Genomic DNA, 22,452 nt, shown 5'->3' with positions numbered 1-22,452 from the left:
TTCCCTCACTCGTGCAGCAGGGTCAGGGCCTGGGCCAGGGCTGGGTCGCGCCCCGCCGCCGCGTCGCGCGGGGTGGGGGCCACGTGGTGGTCGGGCGGCACGCCGATCCGGTCGACCAGCTCGCGGTTCGGGCCGAGGTGGTGCTTGGCGGGGAAGCTCAGCACGGTGTTGTTGGCCAGCAGGTACGGCTGAGACGGCCCGGAGATGACGCCGGCCGTCCTGGTGCCGACCAGGTGGCCGATCCGCAGGTCCTTCACCGCGGAGCCGACGTGCTCGCACGCCGAGGCGCAGCTGCGGTCGATCAGTACGGCCAGCGGCAGCCCCACCAGCTCGACGGTGTCGTCGGTGCGGAAGGCCTCGCACGTGCCGTCCGCGGCGCACTGGTAACCGGTGACCTTGCCGTGGGCGAACGCGCTCACCAGCCGCACCGCCTCCGTGGGGATGCCGCCGCCGTTGCCGCGCAGGTCCAGCACGACGCCGGTGAGCGTCCTGCCCTCGCGCAGCCGGGCGATGGCGGCCAGCGTGCGCTTGGCGGAGTCGGGGGCGAACCCGGCCAGCCGCACGTAGGCGACGCCGCCGTCCAGCAGCTTCGACCGCACCACCTGGAGGGCGGCGAGGTCCCGCTGGAAGAGGCCCGGTTTGAGCGTCACCGTCCAGCGGCGCCCGGTGCTCTCCCGCAGCAGCCGGAGCCGGACCGGGCGCGCCTCCGGGTAGCCGGGGTAGAGGGCGGCGATCGCGGGGGTGGGCTCGCCGTCGATGAAGGGCGCCGAGTCGTTGATCGCCTCGATGACGTCGCCGGGCCGCACCCCGGCGGCCTGCGCCGCGCCGCCCTGGACTGCGGTGACGAACAGCGGCGGGACGGCGGCCCCCGGGTTGCCCTCCACCTGGGGGCCGTTGACGTTCGCCTGGAGGCCCAGGCCGTAGCCGTCGCCGTCGTAGTAGTCGGGGTGCAGCCTGGCGTCGTGCACCCAGCGGGCGTGGTTGTCGCCGAGGGCGGCCACGACGGCTTCGAGGGTGACGACCGCCAGCCTGTCGCGCAGGTCGGGCACCTGGTCGGTGATCTTCCTGTAGACGGCCTCGAAGGCGGCCCAGTCGGCCTTCCTGTCTCCGTTCAGCGCGGGCATGGTGGCCTCGGGCACGTCGCGGCCGTTGCGGTTGAGCTCCTGGGTCAGGGCGACGAATCCCGAGGTGAGCAGCGTGCGGGCATCGAGCGTGGCGGCGCTGTAGTAGTGGGTGAGAATGCAGAGGTAGGCCTGCTCGATGACGTCGACCGTGGTGGCCGTCTCCGCTCCGGGAGCCGCTTGGGGGCTCGCGCAGACCGTCCCGGCGGCGGTGCTCGCCTGGGGGCGCGGCGGCGACGGCACGGTGCAGGCCGCCGCCAGGAGGAGGGCGAGCCCGGCTGTCACCGTCCTGATGACGGTCATGACAGGCGCCTCCTGATCCACCAGAAGGACGCCCAGGTGAGGCCGAGGGTGAGCAGGGCGTAGATCCCGGTCTCGATCCACTGCAGCGGCCAGAACCGTTCGAGGGGCTGGTAGGTCGCCTGCTGGCGGTAGCCGAGCCGGTTGATCTCGACCATGCACGCGTTGCCGCCCTGCGGCCCGGCTCCCGACAACGCGCAGGGCCCCGACGTGGTGGAGACGGGGACGACGCCCATCTCGCCGCTGGCGGCGACCGTGCGCCCTGACGGGTCGACGAGATGGCTGGACAGGACCCAGGAGCCCGTGCGCCCGGGGATCGCCGCTGTGAGGTTCACCGAGAAGACGCCCTCGCGGCTGATGCCCAGCCCGTCGATGTTCTCCCTGCCGAGCTCGAAGGTGGCCGTGACCGGCGGCATCAGGTAGGGCCTGGCCAGGAGGGGCACGGCGATCTGGACGGCGGCGAAGACGGCCAGGGTCAGTGCCATCGCGGGCAGGGTGCGGCGCACCAGCATGCCCACGGTCACACCGAGGGCGAAGGCGAAGGCCGCGTACCCGAGGGGGGCGATCCCCCGCGCGCTGAACACCAGGGGGTCCATGAGCGCGAACCCCTCGGGGGCGGACTGGTCCAGCGGCCCTGACCACCAGGTGACCGCCAGGCCGCTGATGCCGGCGGCGGCCGTGGCGACCAGGCCGGTGAACCCGAGCTTGATCATCAGCCATCGGGTCCTGGTGATGCTCTGGTTCCACACCAGCAGGTGCGTGCCCGACTCCAGCTCGCGGGTGATCAGCGGCGCTCCCCAGAAGAGCCCGACCAGGGCGGGCAGGATCAGCACGACGAGGGTGCTCGCCAGGAACGGGATCTGGTAGTCCTCGAAGAAGCGGTTGTAGAAGTTGCCGCAGTCGTCGCCCGGCGTGCAGGAGGCGATCCCGGCGGTGTAGTCGGCGGCGAGCCGCGAGCCGGTCATGAGCAGGACGGCGGCGAGCAGCACGAGCAGGGCTGCCGTCATCGTGGCCGCGGCGCGGAACTGCCGCCAGGTCAGCCAGATCATCGTGCGGCCTCCAGGTCGGCGGCGACGGAGTGGTCCATGTAGGCCAGGACGAGGTCTTCCATGCCGAGCCGGCCGACCGTCCAGGCGGGGTCGGCGGCCGGGGCGTCGCCGTGCACGACGAAGGTGCTCTGCCGGTCGGTGTGCCGGGCAGAGACGACCTGCCCGCCGGTGGGCGGGGTGCCGTCGGCGCGGCGCGGGCCGGTGAGCCGGTGGTGGGCGGCCAGCAGGTCCTCGGCCCTGCCGGCGATCCGGACGCGCGAGTCGACGAGCACGATCAGGTAGTCGCAGGTGCGTTCCAGGTCGGAGACCAGGTGGGAGGAGAGCAGCACGCTGAACCGGTGCTCGGCGGTGGCCTCCATCAGGCCCTGCAGGAAGTCGCGGCGGGCCAGCGGGTCGAGCGAGGCGACCGGCTCGTCCAGGATCAGCAGGTCCGGCCGTTTGGCCAGGCCGAGGGTGAGGGCGAGCTGGGCGCGCTGGCCGCCGGACAGCTTGCCCGCGCGGTGCGCGGGGTCGAGGCCGAGGCGCGCGATCCGCTCCCGCGCCAGCCCGGCGTCCCAGCCGGGGTTGAGCCGGGCGCCCAGCCGGAGGTGGTCGCCGACGGTCAGGGCGGCGTAGACGGGGGTGTCCTGGGCCACGAAGCCGACCCTGGCCAGCTGCTCGTGCCCGGCGGCGGGACGGCCGCCCAGCACGCCGATGCCGCCCGTGGTGGGCTCCAGCACGCCGGTGGCCAGCTTCAGCAGCGTGGTCTTGCCGGCGCCGTTGGGGCCCACCAGGCCGACGACGTGGCCCTGGGGGATGTCGATGGTGCAGTCGCGCAGGGCCCAGCGCCTGCCGTACCTCTTGCCCAGCCCCTGTGCCTCTAAGACAGAAGTCACGCGATGTCCTCCTGATCAGGCTTTATTACTTTATCTAGTGTCCTAGTACTTTAGGCAGGCAGATGTATGGGGCCGGTAAAGACGCTAGAACGGCAGCGGCGGGGCTGACGGCGGCTGCGGCGGGACCGGCAGCCGGGAGCGGGCGGGGAGCAGCGACTCGCAGGCCCGCAACGCCGCCCCGTACTTCCCGGACAGGACGTCCACGCGCTCGCCCTCGATCTCGAGGTTGATCAGGCCCTCGGAGGAGAACGTGACCTCGGGGAAGCCTGGCAGGCCGTGCGTGCGCATGCAGGCCGTGAACGCCCTGCCGTCACCGGCGGGCGCCGCTTCGGCGGTGGGGAGCGGGCTCAGCCCGGCGACGAGAATGACGCCGGCCAGGACCAACTTTCTGATCATCATGCCTCCGTTCGTTCGGGTGGCCTCAGCCAAGCCGGGCGGGGGTTACACGGCGGTGACGGCGATGGTTACCCCGCTGTGACCCCGGTGGCAGGCATCCCGGGGATCATGAGGGTGTTGGTGGTCGAGGACCACGAGGAACTGGCCCTGACGGTCGCCGCGGGGCTGCGCCGCGAGGGCATGGCCGTGGACGTGGTGCTGGACGGACCGGACGCGCTCGAACGCGCCGGCGTCCACCACTACGACGTGGTCGTGCTCGACCGGGACCTGCCCGGCCTGCACGGTGACGAGGTGTGCCGGTCGCTGGCCGCCTCGGGCAACCCCGCACGGATGTTGATGCTGACCGCCGCGGGCACGATCGACGACAGGGTGAGCGGGCTCGGCATCGGCGCCGACGACTACCTGCCCAAGCCGTTCGCCTTCGCCGAGCTGGTCGCGCGGGTCCGGGCGCTGGCCAGGCGGTCACAGCAGGCCCTGCCCACGGTGCTCGTCCACGGCGGCCTGCGGCTGGACCCGGCCACCCGGATCGCCACCCGCGACGGGCGCCGGCTGCCGCTGAGCCCCAAGGAGTTCGCCGTGCTGGAGCTGCTGCTGGCCGCGCAGGGCGCGGTGGTCTCCGCCGAGCGGCTGCTGGAGCGCGGCTGGGACGAGTTCGCCGACCCGTTCACGCACACCGTGAAGGTGACGATCAGCCGCTTACGCCGCAAGCTCGGCGACCCGCCGCTGATCGAGACGGTCCCGCAGGCCGGATACCGGATATGAGGCGGACCGTGCGCCTGCGCCTGACCGCGCTCTACGGCGGCCTGTTCCTGCTGGCCGGAGTGGTGCTGGTCGCGCTCATCCACTTCCTGGTCAGGTACTCCCCCTTCCCCGCGCCGCCCGCCGCCCCCGCGCCGTTCGGCGGCCTCGCCGTGGCCGTCCCCGCGCCTCGCGCGGCCCAGGCGGACACCCTGAGCAGGCTGCTGGTCAACTCCCTGATCGCACTGGCCGTCATGGCGTGCGCGGCGATGGCGCTGGGCTGGCTCGTGGCCGGGCGGGTGCTGCGGCCGCTGGGCGAGATGGCGGCGACCGTACGGCGCATCACGGCCGACCGGCTCGACCGGCGGCTGGCGGCGTCGGGGCCCGACGACGAGCTGAAGGGGCTGGCGGACACGTTCGACGAGCTGCTGGACCGGCTGGAGGCGGCCTTCACCGCCCAGCGGCGCTTCGTGGCCAACGCCTCGCACGAGATGCGTACGCCCCTGACGCTGCAGCGTGCCATGGCCGAGGTCGCGCTCGCCGACCCTGACGCCGACGCGGCGGCGCTGCGGGGCGTGCTGGAACGGGTCGTCGCCGCGGGCAAGCACCAGGAGCGCCTCATCGAGGCCCTGCTCGTGCTGGCCCGCAGCCAGCAGGGCCTGACCCAGCGGGAGCCCCTCGACCTGGCGGTGATCGCCGAACAGGCCCTCGACGAGCATCCGGGGATCGGCGTCTCACGCGATCTCGGCCCGGCGCCCGCGTCCGGCGACCGCGCCCTCATCGAGCGCCTGGTCACGAACCTGCTCGACAACGCCGTGCGCTACAACGTGCCCGGCGGCCGGATCGAGGTGACGACGGCCACGCGCGCCGGCCGCTCCGCGCTGAGGATCGCCAACAGCGGCCCCGTGATCACACCCGACCAGGTGCACCTGCTCGTGCAGCCGTTCCAGCGCCTGGAGGGCGGCAAGAAGGCCAGTGGCGACGGGCTGGGGCTGGGCCTGTCGATCGTGGCCGCCATCGTCGAGGCCCACCACGGCACGATGGAGGCCCGGCCCCTGCCGGGCGGCGGGCTCGGCGTCACCGTCGTCCTGGAGCAGGGGTGAGACGCCCGCCGCGGGCTCAGTTCGTGAGCGTGAGCGGGTTGACGAGGTCGGCGTAGACGAGCAGGCCCGCCATGATCATCATCACGATCGCGATCGCGTACGTCAGTGGCAGCACCTTGGCGATGTCGACGTACTTCGGCTCCGGCCGCCGCAGCATCCTGGCGAAGGCGCGCTTGACGCCCTCCCACAGGCCGCCGGCGATGTGACCGCCGTCGAGCGGCAGCAGCGGGATGAGGTTGAACATGCCGATCGCCAGGTTGAAGCCGGCCAGCAGGTTGACGAAGATGGCGATCTTCTTCTCGGTGGACAGGTCGGAGGCCAGGATCTCGCCGCCCATGCGGCCCGCGCCGACCACGCCGACCGGGCCCTCGGGGTCGCGTTCCTCGCCCGAGAAGGCGGCGTGCCAGACGCCGACCATCTTCTCCGGCAGGTTGAGCAGCGAGCTCGCCACCCGGCCCGTCAGCTCGCCCATGTAGCCGATGACCTGGCCGATGCTCTGCTGCTGCATGACCTCGGTGGGCAGCACGCCGAGGAAGCCGACGTTCTTGTCGATCTTCTGGGGGTCCTCGAGGTTGGGGCGGTCCTGGGCGATGAGCGTGACGGCGAGCGTCATCGGCTTGCCGTCGCGGACGATGCCGAGCTGCACCGGGCCGGCGCCGTGGGTGCGGATCAGCCGGGTGGCGTCCTCCCACGAGCCGATCTGCTTGCCGTTGAAGCTGACCATCCGGTCGCCGGGCTTCATGCCCGCCTGCGCGGCCGGGGTGGGCTTGTCGGTCGCCGTGCACTGGGTGCGCTGCTCCGAGATCGGGATCACGCACGTGTTGGTGTCGGGCGAGACGATCGGCGCCCAGGTCGGCAGGCCGATGCCGACCAGCAGGATGGTGAAGAAGATGAAGGCGAGCACGAAGTTCATCGCCGGGCCGCCGGACATGATGATGACCTTCTGCCACCACTTCTTGCGGTAGAAGACGCGATCCTCGTCACCCGGCCGCACCTCTTCCTGCGCGGCGTCGCGGGCCGACTCGATCAGGCCCTGCCACGGGCCGGTCGCCGTGCTCCTGAGCGTGCCCGGCTCGTCGCCGGGACGCGGCGGCAGCATGCCGATCATGCGGATGTAGCCGCCGAACGGGATCCACTTGATGCCGTACTCGGTCTCGCCCTTGCGCCGCGACCACGCCGTGGAGCCGAAGCCCACCATGTACTGGGTCACCCTGACGCCGAAGAGCTTGGCCGGCACCAGATGGCCGAGCTCGTGCAGCGCGATGGAGACCATCAGGCCGAGGAGGAACAGGATGATCCCCACGACGTAGAGCCAGTTCATCTAGGCGCGCTCCCCGGCAGACGACAAGGACAGACGAAAGGACCGACAGCCCCAGAGTAGTCGAACTCCCCACGCGTCATGGCGTACCGCTTTTCCTTGGCATTGACAGTCCGCGATCGCACGATCACCCTGGGAGACGACGGAGGGGGACGTCTTGATCCGCATACTGATCGCCGAGCATCTGCCGTTGGTGCGCCGTGGCCTGCACGCCACCCTCGGGGCCGAGCCCGACCTGCGGGTGGTCGCCGAGGCCGTACGCGCGGAGGAGGTGGTGCGCGCCGCGCTGTCGTCCGAGGCCGACGTGGCCGTGGTCGATCTCGACCTGCCGGGGCCCGCCGTGACCGGCGCCCTGGCCGAGCACGTGCCCCGGTGCGGGGTGCTGATCCTGTCGGCCACGCCCAATCCCGGGCAGGTGCGCGAGGCGCTGGCCGGGCCCGCGCTCGGGTTCATGAGCCTGTGCGTGCCGCCGGAGCGGCTGGCCGAGGGGGTGCGGCAGGTCGCGGCGGGCCGGCAGGCCATCGAGGCGGAGCTGGCCGTGGCCGCGCTGCAGTGCGCGTCCAACCCGCTGACCAGGCGGGAGCTGGACGTGCTGCGGATCGCGGCGGGCGGGGCGCGGTCGACGGAGATCGCCGACGAGTTGTTCCTGTCGGTGGGCACGGTGCGCAACCACCTGTCGCGCATCATGTGCAAGACGGGCGCGCGCAACCGGCTGGACGCCGTACGCATCGCCAGCGACTGCGGCTGGTTGTGAGGAGGATCCGGCGCTGGTGACGGGACCCGGTGGAGCCGCGCCGCTCCGCCGGGGCCCGAACACCTAGAGGATCTCAGCCGGGCCGGGCCGCTGCCAGTGACCGCCATCACGACCGGCCCATGTGAAACGTCACGGGTCCGCGGTCACTGCACGGGCTCCTGCACGCGCGCCCTCACGGGCACTTTCCCGGGCACTTTCACAGGCTCGTTCACGGGCGAATTCAAAGGCGCATTCACTGGCACCTTCAGGGGCACCTTCACGGGCGCCAGATGAGCACCAGCGCGCAGTCGTCGTTGTGGCCGGAGGCCATGGCGTTGACCAGCGCCCTGGCGCCGTCGCGGAAGCCGGAGGGCAGCAGCCGCTCCGCCTCGCCCAGCAGCCGGTCGAGGCCGGCGTCGATGTCGCGCCCCGGCTGCTCGATCAGCCCGTCGGTGAACAGCAGCAGCGCGTCGCCCTTGCGCAGGGTGCCGCTGTCGGGCTCGCAGTGCAGGTCGGGCACCACGCCGAGCACCACGCCCTTGGCCGAGGCGACCTGCCAGTTGCCGGTGCCCGCGTCGAACTTGACCACCGGCGGATGCCCGGCCGAGGTGATCGTGTAGTCGCCCGTCGCCAGGTCGAGCCGTACGTGCACCGCGGTCACGAACCCCTCGTCGCCCCGCTGCCTGTGCAGGTAGGCGTTGCACGCGGGCAGGAAGTCGTCGACCGAGCCCAGCAGCCCGCCGAACGTGCCCGACAGCAGCAGCGCCCTGGTGCCCGCGTCGACGCCCTTGCCCGACACGTCGACCAGGGCGATCTCGACGGAGTCGCCGTCGCGCATGGACACCAGGAAGTCGCCGCCGAACGACGAGCCGCCCGCCTGCTTGAGCACCACCTTGCCGCCCCAGTCCTTGGGCAGCGCGGGCAGCTCTCCCTGGCTCCTGAGCCGGTCGCGCAGCTCCAGCAGCATGGCGTCGCCGCGCAGGCCCTGCACGCCCAGCTTGCCCCTGGTACGGGCCATGAGCACGGCGAGCACGGCGGTGAAAGCGATGGTCACGGTCAGGCCCAGCCCGACCCGGCCCGCGCCGAGGTTGGCGGCGACGTAGGCGAGCGCGACCCCGACCCCCACGAGCAGCTTGACCAGGCTGGCCAGCCTGAGCTGCAGCCCGCCGACGAGCGTGACCAGGATGAGCAGGGAGGGCGAGAACCACTCGTTGGAGACCTCGGCCGCCAGGAACCCGATGACGAGCGCCACCACGACCAGCGTGCCGAGCAGGTTGCGGTCGCGGGCCAGCGCGCGCCGGACGAACCGCACGACAGGCACCAGACCAGGCACCCGCACCAGGGCCGCGCGGACCCGTGGCGGGATCAGCGGCGCCGGTCGGGAACTCATGATGCGCCTGACTGTATCGGTCTGACCCGTGTTTGGGCAGCCCACTTGACCAACGCCTTGATCATTAAGGCCGTATATTGGGTGGCCGTCCCCCTTTGCCCGCTCATACCGTGGACGGATGACGTATCCCATCCGCCCGATTGACGAGTCCGAGTGGCCGGCCTTCGCCAGGGTGAACGAAGAGGCGTTCGGCTGGACACCCCATCCCAAGCAGGCCGAGCGGTTCAAGGCGCAGACCGAGTTCGACCGGACCCTCGCCGCCTTCGACGGCGAGCAGATCGTGGGAGTCACCGGCGTCTTCAGCCTCACGATGACCGTGCCCGGCAGGCAGCTCCCCGTCGCGGGCGTGACCGCCGTCAGCGTGCTGGCCTCTCACCGGCGCCGCGGCGTGCTGTCGTCGCTGATGCGCAGGCAGCTCGCCGACATCCGCGAGCGCGGCGAGTCCGTGGCCGCCCTCTACGCCTCCGAGGCGCTCATCTACGGCCGGTACGGCTACGGCAGGGCCGCCGCGGAGCTGTCCTTCAAGGTCGACACGCACCGCTCCGCGTTCGTCCCCGGCGCGCCGCAGGACCCCTCGCTCAGGCTCAGGGTCGCCAAGCCCGCGGACGTCCGCCCGGAGCTGGAGACGCTGTTCGCCGCCGTCGTCGCACGCCGGCCCGGCCGCTACGAGCGCAAGCCCGAGTTCTGGACCTCGGTGCTGGCCGACGAGGAGTACGACCAGCACGGCGCCGGGTCGCTGCGCACGGTCCTGGCCGAGGACGACGGCGGCGTGCGCGGCTACGCCCTGTTCCGCATCAAGTCGTCCTGGGACGAGACGGGCGTCCCCGACGGGACCCTGAAGCTGCAGGAGCTGGAGGCCGCCGACCCCGCGGCCTACGCCCTGCTCTGGCGCAGCGTGCTCGACCGCGACCTGGTCTCCACGGTCGAGGCCGGCAGGCCGGTGGACGACCCGGTGATCGCGCTGCTGGCCGACCAGCGCCGGCTGCGCGCGCGGTGGGCCGACGAGCTGTGGGTACGCCTGGTCGAGGTCGACAAGGCGCTGACCGAGCGGGCGTACGCGGCGCCGGTGGACGTGGTGATCGAGGTCGAGGACGACGTGTGCCCGTGGAACGCCCGCCGCTGGCGGCTCACCGCCGACCTGACGGGCGCCGAGTGCAAGCCGGTGGAGGAGGAGCCGGACGTGACGCTGCCGGTGGCCGCGCTCGGGTCCGCGTACCTGGGTGACGGCATGCTGGGCGAGCGGCTCGACGCGGGCCTGCTGCGCGAGCACTCATCCGGCGCCGTGCGCAGGCTGGCCACCGCCATGTCGTGGAGCCCGAAGCCGTGGGCCGGGCTGACGTTCTGACGTAGGCTCGACGGTATGGCGCTGCAGAGTTTGCAGATCACGGCGGTCGTCGCCATGCGCGCCCGCGACGTGTCGAGGCCGTCGAAGGAACAGCAGGAGGCCGCCGACCGGCGGCCCCTGCGCGATGAGATGCCCAGGCGCGACTCCAAGCGCAAGGGCTGAGGGCCGGAGGGGCCCGCACCGCACGCCGGCGGGCCCTCCGGGCGCCTACTGGGGCAGCGAGGGCAGCTGGCCGATCGTCTCGTACGTGGTCAGCTGCGCGATGCGCCTGCTGTGACGCTCGCTGCCGGAGAACGACGTGCCCAGGAAGACCTCCACGAACCGGGTGGCCTCGTCGAGGGAGTGCATGCGGGCTCCGACGCTGACGACGTTGGCGTTGTTGTGCTCGCGGGCCAGGCTCGCCGTCTCCTCGCTCCACGCCAGGGCCGAGCGGATGCCGCGCACCTTGTTGGCGGCGATCTGCTCGCCGTTGCCCGACCCTCCGATGACCACCCCGAGGCTGCCGGGGTCGCCGGCGACGCCCTCGGCCGCCCGCAGGACGAACGCCGGATAGTCGTCCTCGGCGTCGTAGACGAAGGGACCGCAGTCGGTCACCTCGTGCCCGTGGTCCTTCAGCCAGGACACCAGGTGGTTCTTGAGCTCATAGCCGGCATGGTCGGCACCGATGTAGACACGCACCCGACCAGTCTTCCACAGCCCCGCCGATCAGGCTCGCCCGCTAGAGTAAGGGCCTCCAACCCAGTCCAGTCCTTACATCGCGAAAGCAGAGAGCCATGCGAGAGATCCGCGTCATCGGCGATCCCGTCCTGCGCACGCCCGCAGAGCCAGTGACGGACTTCGACCGGGAGCTGCGCCGGCTGATCGACGAGATGTTCCAGGCCATGTACGCGGTCAACGGCGTCGGTCTCGCGGGCCCGCAGATCGGCGTGTCGCGTCGGCTGTTCGTCTACGACATCGCCGGGCGCAAGGGTCACGTGATCAACCCGCTGCTGACCGTGGACGACCCCGAGGACGTGCCCGACGAGGAGGGCTGCCTGTCCGTGCCCGACCGCCGGACCCGCCAGCCGATCTACGCCACGGTCGCCCGCGCCGCCGGCGTGACCGTCGAGGGCCTGGACCGGCTGCAGCGTCCCGTACGCGTCAAGGCCCGCGGCTCGCTGGCCCGGTGCTTCCAGCACGAGACCGAGCACCTCGACGGCAAGCTGTACGTCGATCGCCTGCCGCGCGACGAGGCCCGGGAGATCATGCTCAAGGCATAGATTGACGGCATGAGCGTACTTTCCGGAAAGGGCGCAGTGGTCACCGGAGGCTCCCGGGGCATCGGCAAGGCCATCGTGGAGCGACTGACCAGCGACGGCGCGGAAGTCGTCTTCTGCTACCAGAGCTCGGCCGGGGCCGCCGAGCAGGTGGCCAAGGAGACCGGCGCGCACGCCGTGCGGGCCGACCTCGGCAGCAGGCAGGACCTGGAGCGGCTGTTCGCCGAGGCGGAGGCGCGGCTGCCCGGGGTGGACATCCTGGTCAACAACGCCGCCACCGACAAGCCGAAGAAGCTCATCACCGACCTCACCGACGAGGAGTACGAGCGGGTGTTCGCGGTGAACACCAGGGCCGTCTTCCTGTCCCTGCAGTGGGCCGGCCGGGTGATGCGCGACGGCGGGCGCATCGTCAACATCTCGTCGCTGAACACGCAGGTCCCCGCGCCGGCCCTGGCGCTCTACTGCGGCTCCAAGGGCGCGATGGAGCAGTTCACGAAGGTGGCGGCGCGGGAGCTGGGCCCGCGCGGGATCACCGTCAACACCGTCTCGTCGGGGGCCACCGACACCGACATGCTGCGGGCTGCCAACCCGCCCGAGGTGCTGGAGCGGACGCCCGCCATGACCGCGCTGCAGCGGCTGGGCAGGCCCGACGACCTCGCCGCGGTGGTGGCGTTCCTGGCCGGGCCCGACGGGCGGTGGGTCACCGGGCAGAACGTGCTGGCGACCGGCGGCCTGTTCCTCTAGGCATCGCTCCGGGGGGCCGGCCGCCCCCCGGAGGACCGGCTAGAGCTGCAGTGACTTGACCTCGAGGTACTCCTCCAGCCCGTGCTCGCCCAGCTCGCGGCCCACGCCCGACTGCTTGTAGCCGCCGAACGGGGCCAGCGGGTTGAACCGGCCGCCGTTGATCGACACCTGGCCCGTGCGCAGCCGGCGGGCGACCCCGACCGCGTGCTCCTCGGTGCCCGCCCACACGGCGCCGGCCAGGCCGTACCTGGTGTTGTTGGCGATCTCGACGGCGTTGTCCTCGGACGTGTACGGGATCAGCGACAGCACCGGGCCGAAGATCTCCTCCTGCTCGATCGTCATGCCCGGCTCCACGGCGGCGAACACCGTGGGCTCGACGTAGTAGCCGCGCTCGTGCGGCCGCTCGGTGCCGCCCGCCACGAGCCGGGCGCCCTCCTCCTGCCCGCGGTTGACGTAGCGGATCACGCGCTCGCGCTGCGTCGCGGAGACCAGGGGGCCGATCTTGGTGGACTCGTCGAAGGGGTCGCCGACCCGGTAGCCGCGCGCGGCCTCGACGGCCAGGTGCACGGCCTCGTCGTACTGGTCGCGCTGGACGATCATGCGACTCCACGCCGAGCAGGTCTGGCCGGCGTTGACGAAGCAGTTGGCCACGCCCACCTTGACGGCCAGCGCCAGGTCGGCGTCGGGCAGGATGACGTTGGCGGACTTGCCGCCCAGCTCCAGCGCCACCCGCTTGACGGACTCGGCGGCCAGCGCGGCCACCCTGCGGCCCGCGGCGGTGGAGCCGGTGAAGGAGACCATGTCCACCTCGGGGTGGGTCGCCATGGCCTCGCCCACCACCGGGCCCCTCCCGCTGACCAGGTTGAACACGCCCGGCGGCAGGCCCACCTCGGCGAAGATCCCGGCCAGCGCGTACGCGGCCAGCGGCGCCACTTCACTCGGCTTGAGCACCACGGTGCACCCGGCGGCGAGCGCGGGGGCGACCTTGCACACGATCTGGTGCAGCGGGTAGTTCCACGGCGTGATCGCGGCGACCACGCCGATGGGCTCCTTGACCACCAGGGAGTTGCCCACGCGGGCCTCGCGCGGGTGGCTCTCGGCGAGCTGGGCGAAGGAAGCCAGCACGGTCGCCGGCATGAGCGTCTGCACCTTGAGCGCGAAGCCGAGCGGCGCCCCCATGTCGGTGGCGATCGTCCTGGCTATCTCGTCGGAGCGCTGTTTCAGCAGGTCGGCCGCGCGGGCGAGGAGCTTGCCGCGCTCACCGGCGGCCGCCCGCGACCACTCGGGGAAGGCCCTTCTGGCCGCTGCCGCGGCCGCCTCGACGTCATCGGGAGAGCCCGCGGGCACCCGGTCGATGATCTCTTCGGTTGCCGGGTTGACGACCTCGATGGGCTCGTCCGATGCCGAAGCGGTCCAGGAGCCGCCGATGTACAGCTGACGCATAGGGCCATCTTGACAGTGACTCACGCCACATGCGAGGGCTCATCCTGACTGCGGGATAAGCCCTTTCCACCTTCACCGGCTTTCTTACTCCGGCGTATCAGTCGAACTGCGGACGCTTGGTACGCGTGCGCTTCAGCTCGAAGAAGTCGTCGTACTGGGTGACCATGAGCACGCCGTCCCAGAGCCTGCCCGCGTCCTCGCCCCGGAGGATCTTGGTGATCACGGGCCCGAAGAAGGCGTTCTCGCCGACGCGGATGATCGGGGTGCCGACCTCCTGGCCGACGAGGCCGATGCCCTCGTCGTGGGAGGCGCGGATGACGGCGTCGTACTCTTCGGAGTGCATGGCGTCGGCCAGGCCGCGCTCGAGGCCCGCGTCGTCCAGGGCGCCCTCGATGACCTCGCGCAGGCGCTCGGGGTCCTTGATGCCCTGGTTGTGCAGGCGGGTGCCGAGACCGGTGTAGAGCGGGCCGACGACCTGCTCGCCGTGCTTGGCGGCGGCGGCGGCGACCGTCCTGATGGACCCCATGGCCCTGGCGGCCCGTTCGAGGTAGTCCGCGGGGACGTCCTTCTCCTGGTTGAGGAAGTAGAGCGACATCATGCGCCAGCGAGGCTCGATGGGGCGGACCTGCTGCACCTCCAGCAGCCAGCGCGAGGTCACCCACGCGAACGGACAGGAGGGGTCGAACCACAGGTCCACGGGAATCTTCTCTGTCATGTCTGCCCGTAACCTGAGGTGGTTCGGGTCCTATTCCCGGCATGGCAGGATACGGACAACCCCGACGAAGTGGTGAAAAGGAGCGCAACTTGGCAGGCAACCTGACCCGGGAAGAGGCTCGTGAGCGCGCCCGGCTGTTGAAGGTCGAGTCGTACGAAGTGGCACTCGACCTGACGGAGGGAGAAGAGCGCTTCGAGAGCGTCACCAAGGTCCGCTTCACCAGCACCACGCCCGGAGCGTCGACCTTCATCGACCTCCACGGGGCGAACGTCCGCAAGGTCACGCTCAACGGCGGCGACCTCGACGTGTCGGCCTACGACGCCGACAGGGGCCGCTTCCCGCTCCCCTCGCTCGCCGCGTCCAACGAGCTGGTCGTGGACGCCGACTGCACGTACATGCGCACCGGCGAGGGGCTGCACCGCTTCGTCGACCCGGTGGACCAGAAGGTCTACCTGCACAGCCAGTTCGAGACGGCCGACGCGCACCGCATGTACGCGTGCTTCGACCAGCCCGACCTCAAGGCCACCTTCCAGCTCACGGTGCTGGCGCCGGCCGACTGGGAGGTCGTCTCCAACTCCGCCGCCACCGGCGTCGAGGAGCTCGCGGAGCAGCCCGGCAAGCACGGCACGATCCAGGCGGCCAAGCGGTGGGAGTTCGCCCCCACTCCGGTCATCTCCACGTACATCACCGCGCTGGTGGCAGGTCACTACCACAAGGTGACCTCCGAGCACGACGGCATCCCGCTGGGCATCTACTGCCGCTCCTCGCTGGCCGAGCACCTCGACGCCGACAACATCCTCGAGGTCACCCGCCAGGGCTTCGACTTCTTCCACCGCGTGTTCGGCGTGCGCTACCCGTTCGGCAAGTACGACCAGCTCTTCGTGCCCGAGTTCAACGCCGGCGCGATGGAGAACGCGGGCTGCGTCACCTTCCTGGAGGACTACGTCTTCCGCTCCCGCGTCACCGACGCCGTCGTCGAGCGCCGCGCGGAGACGATCCTGCACGAGATGGCGCACATGTGGTTCGGCGACCTCGTCACCATGCGGTGGTGGGACGACCTGTGGCTGAACGAGTCGTTCGCCACCTACATGTCCGTGCTCGCCCAGGCCGAGGCCACCCGGTGGAACAAGGCGTGGACCACGTTCGCGAACGTGGAGAAGTCCTGGGCCTACCGCCAGGACCAGCTCCCCTCCACCCACCCCATCGCCGCCGACATCCCCGACATGCAGGCGGTCGAGGTCAACTTCGACGGCATCACGTACGCCAAGGGCGCCTCGGTGCTCAAGCAGCTCGTGGCCTACGTCGGCCTCGACAACTTCCTGGCAGGCGTGCGCGACTACTTCGCCGAGCACGCCTGGGGCAACACCGAGCTCGAAGACCTGCTCAACGCTCTGGAGCGGACCTCGGGCCGCGACCTGTCCTCCTGGTCGAAGGAGTGGCTGGAGACCTCCTGGGTCAACACGCTGCGCCCCGAGTTCGAGGTGTCGGGGGGCCGCTTCACCAGCTTCGACGTGCTGCAGGAGGCGCCGGTCGAGCACCCGACGCTGCGCTCCCACCGGATCGCGATCGGCCTCTACTCGCTGGCCGACGGCAAGCTGACCCGCACCAAGCGGGTGGAGCTGGACGTCGTCGGCGCCCGTACGAGCGTGAGCCGGCTCATCGGCGAGGAGCAGCCCGACCTGGTGCTGCTCAACGACGACGACCTCACCTACGCCAAGGTCCGCCTCGACGAGGACTCGCTGCGGACCCTGGTGAACGGCGGCATCGCCGCGTTCACCGAGTCCCTGCCGCGCGCCCTGTGCTGGGCGTCGGCCTGGGACATGACCCGCGACGGCGAGATGTCCACCCGCGACTACGTCAAGCTGGTCGTCTCCGGCGTGGCCACGGTCAGCGACATCACGGTCCTGCAGACCGTGCTGCGGCAGGCGCGCCTGGCCGTCCAGCAGTACGCCGACCCCGCCTGGCGGGCCGAGGGCCTGTCCGTGCTGGCCACCGAGCTGCGCGCGCTGCTCGGCTCGGCCGAGCCGGGCTCCGACCAGCAGCTGTCGTTCCTGCAGGCGTTCGCGGCCGTGGCCACCTCCGAGCAGGAGCTGGACCTGCTGCAGGCCGTCCTCGACGGCACCTCGGTGCCCGAAGGGGTGAGCGTGGACGCCGACCTGCGCTGGACGCTCGTCCAGGCGCTCGTCTCCTGCGGCCGCCTGGCCGAGGACGGCATCCGGGCCGAGCTGGAGCGGGACCCTACGGCGAAGGGTGAGCGCTCGGCCGCGCAGTGCCGGGCCTCGATCCCGACCGCCGAGGCCAAGCAGGCGGCGTGGGCGCAGATCGTCAGCGGCACGCTGGCCAACGCCGTCGCCCGCGCCATGATCGGCGGCTTCCAGGACCCGCACCACCCCGAGCTGATGGGGCCGTACCGGGAGAAGTACTTCGCCGAGGTCGGGCGGATCTACCAGGAGTGGACGTTCGACCAGGCCTCGACGTTCGCCGTCGGGTGCTTCCCCGCGCTGCTCATCGAGCCCACCACGGTGCGGTCGGCGCACGACTTCCTGTCCACCGCGCAGCCGCCGCAGGCGCTGCGCCGGCTCATCCTGGAGGGCGCCGACGGCGTCCGCCGCGCCCTGCGCAACAGGGAGACGGACGCCGCCTCCGCCTGACGGCCCGGCCGGCCCCCGCCACGACGGCGGGGGCCGGCTGCGCCGACTTGACGCTGGCATCCGGGGCGCGGTGTTAGCCTCGAAACGTGCTAGGCCCGGGGTCCTCCCTCAACGACCGCTACGTGCTCGGCGCCCGCATCGGTGGCGGGGGCATGGGCGAGGTGTGGCGTGCCGACGACACGGTCCTCGGGCGCACGGTCGCGGTCAAGGTGCTGATGCCCGCGCTCAGCGAGGACCCCACGTTCGCCCAGCGCTTCCAGAACGAGGCCAGGGCCATGGCCACGCTCGCCCATCCCGGCGTGGTCGACGTCTACGACTACGGCATCTGCGACGTCGGGGGCCGGCGGGTGAGCTTCCTGGTCATGGAGCACATCCAGGGCGAGTCGCTCGACCGCGTGCTGCGGCGCGGGCCGCTCGGCGTCGCGACCACGATGCGGCTGGTCGCCGAGGTCGCCGACGCGCTGGCCGCCGCGCACGCGCAGGGCATCGTGCACCGCGACGTCAAGCCGGCCAACCTCATGGTCAGGCCCGGCGGCGGCGTCGTGCTCACCGACTTCGGCATCGCCCACTCGGCCTCGGCCGGCCAGCTCACGGCCACGGGGACGATGCTCTGCTCGGCCGGTTACTGCGCGCCCGAGATGGCCACCTCCAACGAGGTGACGCCCGCGGTCGACGTGTACGCACTGGGGGTGGTGGCCTACGAATGCCTGAGCGGGCGGCTGCCGTTCCAGGGCGACACTCCCATCCAGATCATCTTCAAGCACCTCAACGCACCCGCTCCTCGGCTGCCCGAGGACGTGCCCGCCGGGGTGCGGCAGGTGGTCGAGCGGGCGCTGGAGAAGGCGCCCGACGCGCGGTGGCTGACGGCCCCGCAGATGGCCGAGGCGGCGCGCGCGGCCCTGGCCGCGCCCGGCTCGCCCGTTCCCGCCTTCGACGAGACCCGGCCGGCGTCCGTGGCCGGCGCCCACGAGCCGGCGGACGCCCCTGCGGGCCCGTCGTCCATGGCCGGCGCGGCGGGGACCGCTCCCGCGAGCGGAGTGACCGGCGTGCCGCTGACCACCCCGGGCACGACGGCGACGTCGCGGCGGCGGACGCTGCGGGTGGTGGCGACCATGTCGGCCGCCGTCATCGTGTCGGCGGCCGTGGCCGGGTTCGTGTGGTTCCGGCCCACCCCGCAGGCGGTCCGCGACGAGGTGCCCCTTCCCCCGGTCAGCGTCAGCAGCCCGGCCGAGCTCGTGCCCACCACGCCGTCGGCCGTCGGCGGCAGGAGGCACACGACGGAGCCGACCAAGCGTCAGCCCACGCCGCGGGCGACGCGGGCGACGCCCGTGCCCTCCCCCAGCCCGACGGTCACCACGTCCAGCCCGGTGACCGAGAGCCCCACGGCCACGCCCACCACGTCCGAGCCGGAAGAGCCGACGCAGGAGCCGACCACGCCGGGCCCCGAGGAGCCGACGTCCGAGCCCACGATCACCGGCGAGCCCGGCGAGATCCAGTGCATCCGCTCCCCTTGCCCGTGACCACCCGCCCGCCCGCGCCCGCAGCCGCGACCCTGGCCGCGGGCGCCCTGGCCTGGGCATGACCGTGCCGCTCGCCCCGGGCCGGTCGCGCTCCGGAGGGCTCGGCCGGGTGGCGACACCCATGGGCCTCATGTCCGTAATCGCTCGCTGATCGTGAGAAAGTCATCGCGTGGACTCGACTCGTGACCTGTTCGTCGCCCTTGCCCGCCGTTACGCCTTCGCCGACCTCGGCGCGCTCGCGCCCGCCGCGGAGATCGCGGAGGTGTGCGAGTTCGGGCAGCGGCTGCTCTCGCTCGACGCCGAGGACTTCGCGGCCGAGGCTCGGGTGGTGCCCGCCGACCTGCGGCGGCGCGCCAGGGCCTGCCACATGCCGCAGACCCCGCGCGAGCAGCCACGGGGGGCGCTGGAGTCGCTGCGTCCGGCGTACGGGCTGCTGCTGGAGGTCATCGCCGTACGGTGGCACCGGCGCGAGCTGAGCCCCATGATCGCCGCGGTCCACATCGCCAGCGAGTACCTGCCGCTGCTGGCCTTCGAGCCGCAGCTCGGTCACGCCGGCGATCCGGCGAGGTGGCCGGTGGGGCTGAGCGCGGCGGGGAGCCGGTTCGGCGTGATCGGCGACCGGGAGTGCGACCACACCAAGTCCGAGCAGTCCGCCACGAACCGGACACTGCGGGTCTCGGCCGAGCCGAGCGAGGGCTGGCGGGCGTACTTCGACCGCCAGCACAGCCAGGTGGCCGGGGCGATGGGCGTCTGCGTGGCCACCTGCCGCAACCCGTGCACGGCCATGGACTGGATCGAGCCGGAGCCGCGTGCCGACCTGCAGTCGCGCGCCCGCACGGCGCTGGCCTTCGCCGAGACCCCGCTCGTCCGGCTGCGCCACGCGGCTCCGGTGGGGCACGGGTTCGGGGTGCCGTCGCCCGAGGAGGTGCTCGACGCCTGGGAACGCAGCCGTGCGGTGCTCGACAAGAACCCGATCGGCACCGCGGCGCTGAAGGAGGACGGTTTTCCGCTTCCCGGGCTGCCCTCGCTCTTCTCGGCCATCGCCGACGCGCCCATCGAGCCGGCGACCCTTCTGAACGGCGTCAGCGAGCACGTCGTCACCCTGCTCGAACGCCGGCCCTGACCGCACCCCGCCGCCCATCGCGGGTGACGGGCCCTCGGGAGAAGCGGTCGCGTGCCGGCCGGAGGACTCGCGCCATGTGCGACTCACCGCATGGCGAGGGCGCACCCCATCGCCGTCGCAGGCGACTCGCCGTGGCACACCGCATCGCCGTGGCAGGCGACTCGCCATGGCGAGCGACTCGCCGGTGGGGCCGGGGTCAGCGGCGGGCGGTGGCCTGTTCGCCGAGGGCGCCGATCCCGTACAGCAGGCCGCCGATCAGGTCGCCCACGCTGAACGCCGTGGCCATCGACATGGCCGTCAGCCGGCACGCGCTGTCGCTCAGCCGCCTGCGCGCGTTCTCGCCCGTCACGATCTCGATCGCCCGCCCGTCCGGGTCCACGAACACCACCACGGCGTCGCCGGCCTCCTCGCCCAGGGCGGCGTGCAGGCGTTCGGCGAAGTGCCTTCGCCCGCCCACCGGGTCACCGAGGAACACGCCGAACCGCAGCCCGCTGCGCCGCTCCGCGGTGTGCAGGGCCTTGCGGACGTCGTCGCCCTGGGCGGCGGTCAGTCCCTTCATGGTCACCTCACCATCCCGCCGAGGCGCCGCCGACGTGCCTGCCGGGCTCCGCCGTCTCGGCGGCGGCCACCCAGTCGTGCTCGGGCACCTCGGCCCAGTGCGCCACCCTGTCGGCCAGTACGAGGCCCGACGTGCTCACCCCACGCTCGCTCCTGGAAGGCCCTCCGAGCCACACGGGGCCCGCTTCGACGCGGCGCTGCGTCCCGCGCCCCGGCACCATGACGAGCAGGGTGATCAGCACGAACAGCCCCATGGACACGCCGATGAGAAAGAGCAGAATCTCCGCCGCGCTGTTCACACCAAGACCGTAATCCTCGTCAGCGGGCTCGGCCAGACCCGCCGCGGGTGTCGTGCTCTCACCGGGTTAAGATCTTTTACAGAGCGGGGCATCTCTAGAGAAGAACAGTAGACATACCCCGAAAACATGAGTGGAACACGATGAGCTGGGCCATAAAACTATGGACACGGCAACACTAGGAATCGATCGAATCCCCGGGCTACGGTGAGTTACGTGGACTCCGACAACCAGCGAGAAGACGGTCACAACGCGTCACCGATCTGGGTGAGCGATCGACCAGAGAGCGAGCAGACCGCCGCCGCGAAGCCTTCGGCGCCCACCTCCACGTACGCGCCGGTCGAGCGCGCGTCCGTGCGTAGCCTGCTGCAACAGCCCCGTTTCCGCCGCCTGCGCAACCGCGCGATCCTGGCGGTGGTCGTCGGCCTGGTGGTGGGCTTCCTCGTGCACGAATGGCGGATCGGCGTGACCGCGGGCGTGATCGCGGCCATCCTGGAGGCGGTCTACCGCGCCCGCTCCAACTCGTCCGTGCCGGCATGGCGGCGGACGTCCGTGGCGGAGCGCCGCACGGAGGCGCAGTTGCGCAGGTTGGAGCGCAGCGGCTACCGCACGCTGCATGCCAGGGCGATCCCGGGCAGCGAGGCCCAGATCGACCACCTCGTGGTGGGCCCGACCGGCGTGTACGCGGTCGACTCCGAGAAGTGGGACCGCAGGCTGCCCGTCCGCGTGCAGATGGGCAAGAAGCTGTTCCACGGCCCGTTCGACATGAAGCCTCGGCTGACCGAGGCCAAGTGGGAGGCGACGCAGGCCAGCGAGCTGATCAGCAAGTCGTTCGGCCGCGAGATCTCCGTCGTGCCCTCCCTGGCGATCTACGGCCCGCCGGTGCCATGGAAGATCATGAACATCCGGGGCGTGGACGTCTACCAGGGCGATCGGGCCCGCAAGTGGATCACCAAGCGGGAGCGCGCGCTGACGACCGCCGAGATCGACCGGATCTACGACATCGCCGCGCAGGTGCTGCCCGCCCGCTACGGCGAGGGCTGATCCTCCTTTCCCCAGGCCGCCAGCCTCGTGCCGAAGTCGTCGAGGCGGGCGGCCAGCTCCGTGCTCGGCGGCAGCCGGCGCGGCAGCCGCGAGTACATCGCCGCGCCGAACCCGGCCTGCCGGACGACGTGGTCGAGCAGTGCCTCCCTGTCGCGCGGCCACGGGAACGACGGTTGCGCGATGAGCAGGGAGACGCAGCCGTGCACGGCCGACCAGAGGCCGAGCGCGAGCTCCTCGGGGTCGCCTTCGAGCACCCTGGTCCGCACGCAGGCCGACACGGCGCTCACCATGTGGCGGAAGGCCTCGGCCGCGGCCGGCGGCACGCCAGGGGCCGCTGACGGCCGCATCATGAGCACCCTGTACTGCACGGGGTGGTCGAGCGCGAAGCGGGCGTAGGCGCGGGCGCACCTGCCCAGGGCGAGGAACGGGTCGCCGCCCAGGTTGGCGGTGAACAGGCGGCCCAGCTCGCCCCACACCCGCATGCAGACCGCCTCGACGAGCGCCTCCTTGTCGGCGAAGTGCAGGTAGACCGAGGGCGTGGACACGCCTGCCCGCAGCGCGACCGCGCGGACCGTCAGCGCGTCCTCGGTGCCCGACTCGGCCAGCAGCTCCTCGGCCGCGCGCAGGATCTCCTCGCGCAGCAGCGCGCCCTCTCCGCGCCTGGCGCGTACGCGTCTGGTGCTCATCCCCTCAGGTTGACGTCGTCAAGTTAACGGTGTCAAGCTGACCTTCTT

The 22,452-nt window shown here is 71.9% G+C and carries 23 protein-coding genes; 11 read left to right on the top strand and 12 right to left on the bottom strand.

Annotation, left to right across the window (positions count from 1 at the left end; all coding sequences use genetic code 11):
• Positions 1-5: 5 nt before the first annotated feature.
• The 4 genes from HD597_RS63280 to HD597_RS63265 all read right to left on the bottom strand — a co-directional run bounded on the left by HD597_RS63280 (position 6) and on the right by HD597_RS63265 (position 3,741).
• A complete protein-coding gene (locus HD597_RS63280; protein ID WP_253759184.1) occupies positions 6-1,424 on the bottom strand; it encodes a S41 family peptidase in 1,419 nt (472 codons plus the stop codon).
• Positions 1,421-2,470 carry an ABC-2 membrane transporter-related protein gene (locus HD597_RS63275; RefSeq protein WP_253759183.1) on the bottom strand — a complete coding sequence of 350 codons (1,050 nt, stop codon included), beginning with the start codon at positions 2,468-2,470 and terminating at the stop codon, positions 1,421-1,423. Before HD597_RS63275 ends, HD597_RS63280 begins: the two co-directional genes overlap by 4 nt.
• Positions 2,467-3,345, bottom strand: a complete 879-nt coding sequence (locus HD597_RS63270; protein WP_253759181.1) for an ABC transporter ATP-binding protein — start codon at positions 3,343-3,345, stop codon at positions 2,467-2,469. Before HD597_RS63270 ends, HD597_RS63275 begins: the two co-directional genes overlap by 4 nt.
• An 84-nt stretch (positions 3,346-3,429) precedes the next feature.
• Positions 3,430-3,741 carry a hypothetical protein gene (locus tag HD597_RS63265; protein WP_253759179.1) on the bottom strand — a complete coding sequence of 104 codons (312 nt, stop codon included), beginning with the start codon at positions 3,739-3,741 and terminating at the stop codon, positions 3,430-3,432.
• 108 nt (positions 3,742-3,849) lie between these two features.
• Here HD597_RS63265 and HD597_RS63260 point away from each other — a divergent pair, with 108 nt between their 5' ends.
• Together HD597_RS63260 and HD597_RS63255 are read left to right on the top strand one after the other, a co-directional pair.
• Positions 3,850-4,503 (top strand): response regulator transcription factor, encoded by a 654-nt coding sequence (locus HD597_RS63260; protein ID WP_253759177.1) that lies wholly within the window; start codon positions 3,850-3,852, stop codon positions 4,501-4,503.
• Entirely contained in the window at positions 4,500-5,582 is a 1,083-nt protein-coding gene (locus HD597_RS63255) for a sensor histidine kinase (RefSeq protein WP_253759175.1), read from the top strand. The genes HD597_RS63260 and HD597_RS63255 overlap by 4 nt, the downstream gene beginning before the upstream one ends.
• 16 nt (positions 5,583-5,598) lie before the next feature.
• Here HD597_RS63255 and HD597_RS63250 read toward each other — a convergent pair whose 3' ends face one another.
• Positions 5,599-6,903: a M50 family metallopeptidase gene (locus HD597_RS63250; protein ID WP_253759173.1), complete on the bottom strand. Its 1,305-nt coding sequence runs from the start codon at positions 6,901-6,903 to the stop codon at positions 5,599-5,601.
• Between the two features lie 154 nt (positions 6,904-7,057).
• Between HD597_RS63250 and HD597_RS63245 the strand changes: the two genes are divergently transcribed.
• Complete coding sequence (locus HD597_RS63245) at positions 7,058-7,654, top strand: response regulator transcription factor (RefSeq protein WP_253759171.1); 597 nt, start codon at positions 7,058-7,060, stop codon at positions 7,652-7,654.
• Positions 7,655-7,910: 256 nt separating this feature from the next.
• On the opposite strand, the gene HD597_RS63240 is transcribed toward HD597_RS63245, so the two are convergent.
• Positions 7,911-9,023 carry a PP2C family protein-serine/threonine phosphatase gene (locus tag HD597_RS63240; protein WP_253759169.1) on the bottom strand — a complete coding sequence of 371 codons (1,113 nt, stop codon included), beginning with the start codon at positions 9,021-9,023 and terminating at the stop codon, positions 7,911-7,913.
• Between the two features lie 118 nt (positions 9,024-9,141).
• Here HD597_RS63240 and HD597_RS63235 point away from each other — a divergent pair, with 118 nt between their 5' ends.
• Both HD597_RS63235 and HD597_RS63230 read left to right on the top strand, forming a co-directional pair.
• A complete protein-coding gene (locus tag HD597_RS63235; RefSeq protein ID WP_253759167.1) occupies positions 9,142-10,368 on the top strand; it encodes a GNAT family N-acetyltransferase in 1,227 nt (408 codons plus the stop codon).
• 15 nt (positions 10,369-10,383) lie between these two features.
• Positions 10,384-10,530: a hypothetical protein gene (locus tag HD597_RS63230; RefSeq protein WP_187414810.1), complete on the top strand. Its 147-nt coding sequence runs from the start codon at positions 10,384-10,386 to the stop codon at positions 10,528-10,530.
• Positions 10,531-10,575: 45 nt separating this feature from the next.
• Here HD597_RS63230 and HD597_RS63225 read toward each other — a convergent pair whose 3' ends face one another.
• On the bottom strand, positions 10,576-11,046 hold the full coding sequence (locus HD597_RS63225; protein WP_253759165.1) for a ribose-5-phosphate isomerase: 471 nt from the start codon (positions 11,044-11,046) through the stop codon (positions 10,576-10,578).
• A 95-nt stretch (positions 11,047-11,141) separates the two neighbouring features.
• Between HD597_RS63225 and def the strand changes: the two genes are divergently transcribed.
• Positions 11,142-11,627 carry a peptide deformylase gene (gene def, locus HD597_RS63220; protein WP_253759163.1) on the top strand — a complete coding sequence of 162 codons (486 nt, stop codon included), beginning with the start codon at positions 11,142-11,144 and terminating at the stop codon, positions 11,625-11,627.
• Between the two features lie 9 nt (positions 11,628-11,636).
• On the top strand, positions 11,637-12,368 hold the full coding sequence (locus HD597_RS63215) for an SDR family oxidoreductase (protein WP_253759162.1): 732 nt from the start codon (positions 11,637-11,639) through the stop codon (positions 12,366-12,368).
• Positions 12,369-12,407: 39 nt separating this feature from the next.
• On the opposite strand, the gene HD597_RS63210 is transcribed toward HD597_RS63215, so the two are convergent.
• Entirely contained in the window at positions 12,408-13,811 is a 1,404-nt protein-coding gene (locus HD597_RS63210; RefSeq protein ID WP_253759160.1) for an aldehyde dehydrogenase family protein, read from the bottom strand.
• A gap of 97 nt (positions 13,812-13,908) precedes the next feature.
• The gene (locus HD597_RS63205) at positions 13,909-14,526 is read right to left on the bottom strand and encodes a mycothiol-dependent nitroreductase Rv2466c family protein (protein WP_253759158.1); all 618 of its coding nucleotides are present in this window, start codon (positions 14,524-14,526) and stop codon (positions 13,909-13,911) included.
• Between the two features lie 89 nt (positions 14,527-14,615).
• Here HD597_RS63205 and pepN point away from each other — a divergent pair, with 89 nt between their 5' ends.
• From pepN to HD597_RS63190, 3 genes are all read left to right on the top strand, one after another.
• A complete protein-coding gene (gene pepN / locus HD597_RS63200; protein WP_253759156.1) occupies positions 14,616-17,177 on the top strand; it encodes an aminopeptidase N in 2,562 nt (853 codons plus the stop codon).
• Positions 17,178-17,263: 86 nt separating this feature from the next.
• Positions 17,264-18,697: a serine/threonine-protein kinase gene (locus HD597_RS65615; RefSeq protein WP_308210952.1), complete on the top strand. Its 1,434-nt coding sequence runs from the start codon at positions 17,264-17,266 to the stop codon at positions 18,695-18,697.
• A 169-nt stretch (positions 18,698-18,866) separates the two neighbouring features.
• Entirely contained in the window at positions 18,867-19,820 is a 954-nt protein-coding gene (locus tag HD597_RS63190) for a hypothetical protein (protein WP_253759154.1), read from the top strand.
• 196 nt (positions 19,821-20,016) lie between these two features.
• On the opposite strand, the gene HD597_RS63185 is transcribed toward HD597_RS63190, so the two are convergent.
• Together HD597_RS63185 and HD597_RS63180 are read right to left on the bottom strand one after the other, a co-directional pair.
• Positions 20,017-20,379 (bottom strand): DUF5130 family protein, encoded by a 363-nt coding sequence (locus tag HD597_RS63185; RefSeq protein WP_253759152.1) that lies wholly within the window; start codon positions 20,377-20,379, stop codon positions 20,017-20,019.
• Positions 20,380-20,386: 7 nt separating this feature from the next.
• Positions 20,387-20,677 carry a hypothetical protein gene (locus HD597_RS63180; protein WP_253759150.1) on the bottom strand — a complete coding sequence of 97 codons (291 nt, stop codon included), beginning with the start codon at positions 20,675-20,677 and terminating at the stop codon, positions 20,387-20,389.
• A gap of 213 nt (positions 20,678-20,890) precedes the next feature.
• Here HD597_RS63180 and HD597_RS66425 point away from each other — a divergent pair, with 213 nt between their 5' ends.
• Positions 20,891-21,718: a nuclease-related domain-containing protein gene (locus HD597_RS66425; protein ID WP_253759148.1), complete on the top strand. Its 828-nt coding sequence runs from the start codon at positions 20,891-20,893 to the stop codon at positions 21,716-21,718.
• Here the strand turns inward: HD597_RS66425 and HD597_RS63170 are convergent.
• Positions 21,703-22,404, bottom strand: coding sequence for a TetR/AcrR family transcriptional regulator (locus HD597_RS63170; protein WP_253759146.1), 702 nt, complete (start codon positions 22,402-22,404; stop codon positions 21,703-21,705). The genes HD597_RS66425 and HD597_RS63170 overlap by 16 nt on opposite strands.
• Positions 22,405-22,452: the final 48 nt, after the last annotated feature.

The organism is Nonomuraea thailandensis (assembly GCF_024172165.1).
Taxonomy (GTDB): Bacteria; Actinomycetota; Actinomycetes; order Streptosporangiales; family Streptosporangiaceae; genus Nonomuraea; species Nonomuraea thailandensis.
Note: the sequence above shows the minus strand (reverse complement) of the source record. Positions and strands in the feature narration are given on the sequence as shown.